This window comes from Gordonia aquimaris, assembly GCF_026262595.1.
GTDB classification, from domain to species: Bacteria; Actinomycetota; Actinomycetes; order Mycobacteriales; family Mycobacteriaceae; genus Gordonia; species Gordonia tangerina.
Genome location: NZ_JAPKFM010000056.1, coordinates 1 through 4,728 on the forward strand (window position 1 = coordinate 1; position 4,728 = coordinate 4,728).

General features: G+C 61.7%; 3 protein-coding genes and 1 pseudogene. 2 read left to right on the forward strand and 2 right to left on the reverse strand.

The features are described from left to right. Both OSB52_RS24470 and OSB52_RS24475 read right to left on the reverse strand, forming a co-directional pair. On the reverse strand, positions 1-339 hold a 339-nt coding region (locus OSB52_RS24470), incomplete at its 3' end, for a helix-turn-helix domain-containing protein (protein WP_266063939.1). 112 nt (positions 340-451) lie between these two features. Further along, positions 452-610 (reverse strand): annotated as a pseudogene (locus tag OSB52_RS24475) (PaaI family thioesterase); the annotation flags it as partial. A 108-nt stretch (positions 611-718) separates the two neighbouring features. On the opposite strand from OSB52_RS24475, the gene OSB52_RS24480 reads away from it, so the two are divergent. Next, the gene (locus tag OSB52_RS24480) at positions 719-1,327 is read left to right on the forward strand and encodes a TetR/AcrR family transcriptional regulator (protein ID WP_005194691.1); all 609 of its coding nucleotides are present in this window, start codon (positions 719-721) and stop codon (positions 1,325-1,327) included. A 91-nt stretch (positions 1,328-1,418) separates the two neighbouring features. Next, on the forward strand, positions 1,419-4,442 hold the full coding sequence (locus OSB52_RS24485; RefSeq protein ID WP_005194693.1) for an MMPL/RND family transporter: 3,024 nt from the start codon (positions 1,419-1,421) through the stop codon (positions 4,440-4,442). The last annotated feature ends 286 nt before the right edge of the window (positions 4,443-4,728 follow it).

Sequence of the window (4,728 nt, forward strand, 5' to 3'; positions counted from 1 at the left end):
TAGGCAGCCGTAGCGGGTGAGGATGCGGTGCACCGTGGAGACGTTCAACCCCAGGTGGTATCCGATCCGGGCTGGCCCCCAGCGGCGGGAGACGCGTAACCCGACGACCCGGCGTTCCCGGCGCCGGCTGGTGCGATGCGGACACGATCGGGGCCGGCTGGACCGATCACCCATTCCGGCCGGCCCGTGGTCGCGGTAGCGATCCGCCCATCGCTTGGCCGTGGTGACTGACACGTTGAACCGGTCAGCTGCGCGGCGCAGTGGCCACCGGTCGTCCACAACACACCGAGCCAGACGCAACCGGCCAGTCGGGGACAGCGGTGAATTACGGTGGGACATGAAGACCTCCGGGTTGAGGAGCGGTTCTTAGACAGCTCCACACCTCACTCGGAGGTCTTCCCTATGTCACGTCGACTCGCCGAACGCCGTACCTAACGTCCCGGGTCGGTACAGCTAGGCCGGGTGCTCCTGATTGGCGTTCGTCGAAGGTTAGATCAGCGTAGACGTGGTCGTCATGCCTGTATACCTCGAGCTGGAGTCCGCTGGGGTTGTCGCTGCCACATCCCATACATGATGGCGAGTGCGCTGGTAGCCGCTGATCGAAGCCCATTGGGTGGTCCTCTCTGCGGTCCTCGTTCGGTGTTCGAGCACTCGCAGTTTCGTTCTGTTACCGACGGTATCGTTTGTGCTGTTGGTCTGGAGCGGGAAGTGGGCAAGGGTGGAGATCGCCGATATCGATGATGTGGACCCGAGGCGGGTTCGCTCGCGGGCGCGGTTGTTGGATGCTGCCGCGACCCTGCTCAGCAGCGGTGGGGTCGAAGCGGTCACCGTGGAGGCTGTAACCCGGCTATCTCGCGTAGCCCGCACCACGCTGTATCGACATTTTGAGAGCACCACGGACCTGGTGGCAGCAGCCTTCGAGCGGTTGTTGCCTCAGGTGGACAACCCTGAAACCTCGCAATCGATTCGCGATGACCTGGTCACATTGATGCAACGCCAGGCTGCTCTCATCGAACAGGCTCCGTTGCAGTTGACCACACTGGCTTGGTTGGCAATGGTTCCCAAGCAACCTGGCGAAGAACCAAACGCATTGGGGCCGTTGCGGATGCGCGTAGTCAACCAGTACCGAGAACCCTTTGATCGAGTGTTGACAAGTAGCGCGGCCGCCGCTGAACTCGACGATCCGGACTTGACCATGGCGATCACTCAGCTGGCAGGCCCTCTGGTCTTCGCCAAGCTCACCGGGATTCGCGCGATGGATGTCGCTGATCTCGAGCGCCTCGTCGATGACTTTCTTGCGGCGCACAGGCGGCGCCCGCCTACATAGCCTCACCGCCTTCCACTTTTACGCTACAACTTGTAGCGTAGCGCTACCGATGGTTCCACTGTGGGCCAGATGAGTTGGTGAGGTACTGCGTATGGTGGTCCATCGTCCCGATGACAAGCGCTTGGCAAGGCGGCCGTTGGTCGAGCGCAGCGAGTACAGCTCCACGTTGGGACGAATCGCGCGGTTCACTTTGACGCACAAGTCCCTGGTCATCGGGGTGTGGATAGCTGTCGGGGTGGTGTTGGCGGTGCTGTTTCCTCAGTTGGAGACGGTGGTGCGGCAGCAATCGGTAGATCCGATCCCTGCAGGGGTTCCGTCCTTTCAAGCTCTTGATCAAATGGGTGGCGCATTCGGGGAAAAGGGCGCTAAGACCACTGTCTTCGTGACCATGGAGAACCCGAATGGGCTTACAGAGGTCACGCGAGAGCGATACGACGCGTTGGTCCTACAGCTCCGTGAAAATTTTGACGATGTGCAATCGGTTCGTGACTTGCTGTCGGATCCGATCACTGCCCGCCAGGCGTTGAGTGAGGATGGCAAGGCCTGGTATCTGCCCGTCGGGGTCTCGGGGACCCTGGGCGGTCCGGCGGCGACTCATGCGGTGGAAACCGTCCGCGAAACCGCACGCCGGGTGTTTGAAGATACTGGTACCGCGGTTCATGTCACCGGACCCGCAGCCACCTTCAGTGATCAGATCGTGAGTGCCGAGAGCGACCTGGTCGTGATCACTTTGGCCACAGTCGCGCTGATCGCCCTGATCTTGCTGGTGGTGTACCGATCGCTGTTCACAGCACTGGTGCCGTTGCTGGTGATTGGTGTCAGCCTTGGGGTGGGCCGCGGCGTCTTGTCCGCACTAGGTGAGCTCGGAATGCCGGTGTCTCAGTTCACCGTCGCATTCATGACGGTCATTCTGCTCGGGGCCGGGGTGGACTACTCAGTCTTTTTCATCAGCCGCTATCACGAGCGGTTGCGCCAAGGCGCGCCTACCGCGGATGCTCTTGTGGACGCTACAGCGACGATCGGACGGGTCATCTTGGCCTCGGCGGCGACGGTGGCACTGGCATTCCTGGCTATGGCGTTCGGCGAACTGAGCGTCTTTTCCACCTTGGGTCCGGCCTGCGCGATCGCGATCCTCATCGGGTTCCTCGCCACTGTCACCTTGCTGCCGCCGGTGCTGCAGTGGGCAGCCCGCTTCGGTTGGGGCAACCCCCGACGAGACCTCACGCGCAAGTACTGGAATCGCGTGGCGGTGCTTGTCGTCCGCCGCCCAGTCCCCCTTCTCGCTATAACGATGGTGGGGCTGATCGTGCTGAGCACGATCGCGATGGGTATCCACATCACCTATGACGACCGCCAGGGCCAACCCGCGACGACCGACAGCAACCAGGGATATGCGCTGCTTGACCGCCATTTCCCCACAGATGTGACGGTTGCTGAGTTTCTTGTGGTGGATGCGCCGATCGACCTACGCACCGCCAGCGGACTTGCCGACCTCGAGCAGATGGCTTCGCGGGTATCCCAAATTCCCGGGGTGACTCGCGTCATCGGCGTCACCCGCCCCACCGGCGACAAACTCGAACAGGCCGAGCTGTCGTGGCAGAACGGTCAGATCGGGGACCAGGTGGCAGGCGCCGTCGCAGACGGCCAGCAACGAAAAGGCGACCTCGAGCAGTTGCGCTCCGGTGCCAACCAGCTCGCCGACGGGCTGGCCCAACTCGACACCCAGCTACGCCTCAACCTGACGCCACTCGCCGGTATCCTCACCCAAGCAAGCACCGCCGGTCAACAAATCCAGCAGTACCAACCACTCCTGCGCCAGCTCGCCGCGTCCGCGCCCGCACTCGACCGCGCCTCACAGAACGCCCCACAACTTGCCGCCCTGACCCGCCAAACATCCGCGGCGCTGACAACAGTGACCTCAATCCTACCCCTCCTCGACTCAGCGCCCTGGTGCGCCCAAGTCCCCCAGTGCGCAACCCTGCGCGCACAGATTCGCGACCTCAACGCCACACTAGGGAGTGGACTGCTCGACCAGATCACCACCCTGTCAACACAACTCGCACAACTAGACACACCCCTCACGACGGTCACCGACCAACTCACCGCAACCGTCAACTCCCTCAACTCCACCCTGAGCACCATCAACAACCAAGACCTGCCCGCTAAGATCACTCAACTCCAAACTGGCGTGAGTCAGCTCGCCGCAGGATCACGACAACTCGCCGACGGCGTGTCCGCGCTGATCGACAGCAACCTTCAGCAACTAGCCGGGATGGCCACCCTAGCCACGCAACTCCAAACCTCCGCCCGCGAAACCGCCGGAACAGACTCCGCGACCGGCTTCTACCTGCCACCTCAAGCCAACGCAGACCGCCGCTTTGTCGATGTCGCTCGCCAATTCGTCTCGCCCGACGGCCATACCGTGCGCTACGCAATACAAACCAGCTTCGACCCCTACAGCACCGAAGCCATACAACTGACCAACACCATCACCGATGTTGCAAACGCCGCCAGACCGAACACCACCCTGGAGGACTCCCACATCGCAATCGCCGGATTCCCCGCCATCAACGCCGACCTGCAACGCCTACTCGCCGACGACTTTCAACTCCTGGCACTGGCAACCCTCATCATCGTCGGCCTGATCCTAATCCTTCTCCTCCGAGCACTCATCGCACCGCTGTATCTCCTAGGAACCGTCGTCCTCAACTACACCGCGGCACTGGGCATCGGCGTCCTAATCTTCCAACACATCCTCAAAACCGAGATCGCCTGGCCTGTACCGCTATTGGCTTTCATAGTCCTCGTCGCCGTCGGCGCAGACTACAACATGCTGCTCATCTCTCGCCTACGCGAGGAATCCCAGAACAACATACGAATCGGCGTTCTACGAACCGTCACCAACACCGGATCGGTCATCACCTCGGCCGGCCTCATCTTCGCTGCCAGCATGTTCGGCCTCATGGCTGGCTCGATCTCCATCATGACCCAAGTTGGACTGATCATCGGTATCGGACTACTGCTCGACACCTTTATAGTGCGCACCATCGTCGTGCCGGCCATCGCGACACTACTAGGCAAAACCAGCTGGTGGCCGAACAACGAAACCGTTTAACGTACTCCTGGTTTAGTTCCCCAGTATCCGCGCGGGACTGTCGCTAGGGACTGCTGCACGGATAGGTGACATCTGATCTGGCTTGCCTTCGGGCGGTCGGGAAGGATGTAGCTGTGCCCAAGCCGTACCCCCAGGAGCTCCGAGACGATGCGATCCGGGTGGCTCGTGATCGTGGAGAAGGCGTCACGATCGAGCAGGTCGCCAACGACTTCGGTGTGCACCCGATGACGCTGCACAAGTGGATGCGACGCGCGAATATTGATGGGGGCCGCAGCCCTGGCGTGAC

Bases quoted from the DNA above. Each gene is read 5' to 3' on its own strand.
- OSB52_RS24485 (WP_005194693.1), top strand. From the start codon at position 1,419: ATGGTGGTCCATCGTCCCGATGACAAGCGCTTGGCAAGGCGGCCGTTG.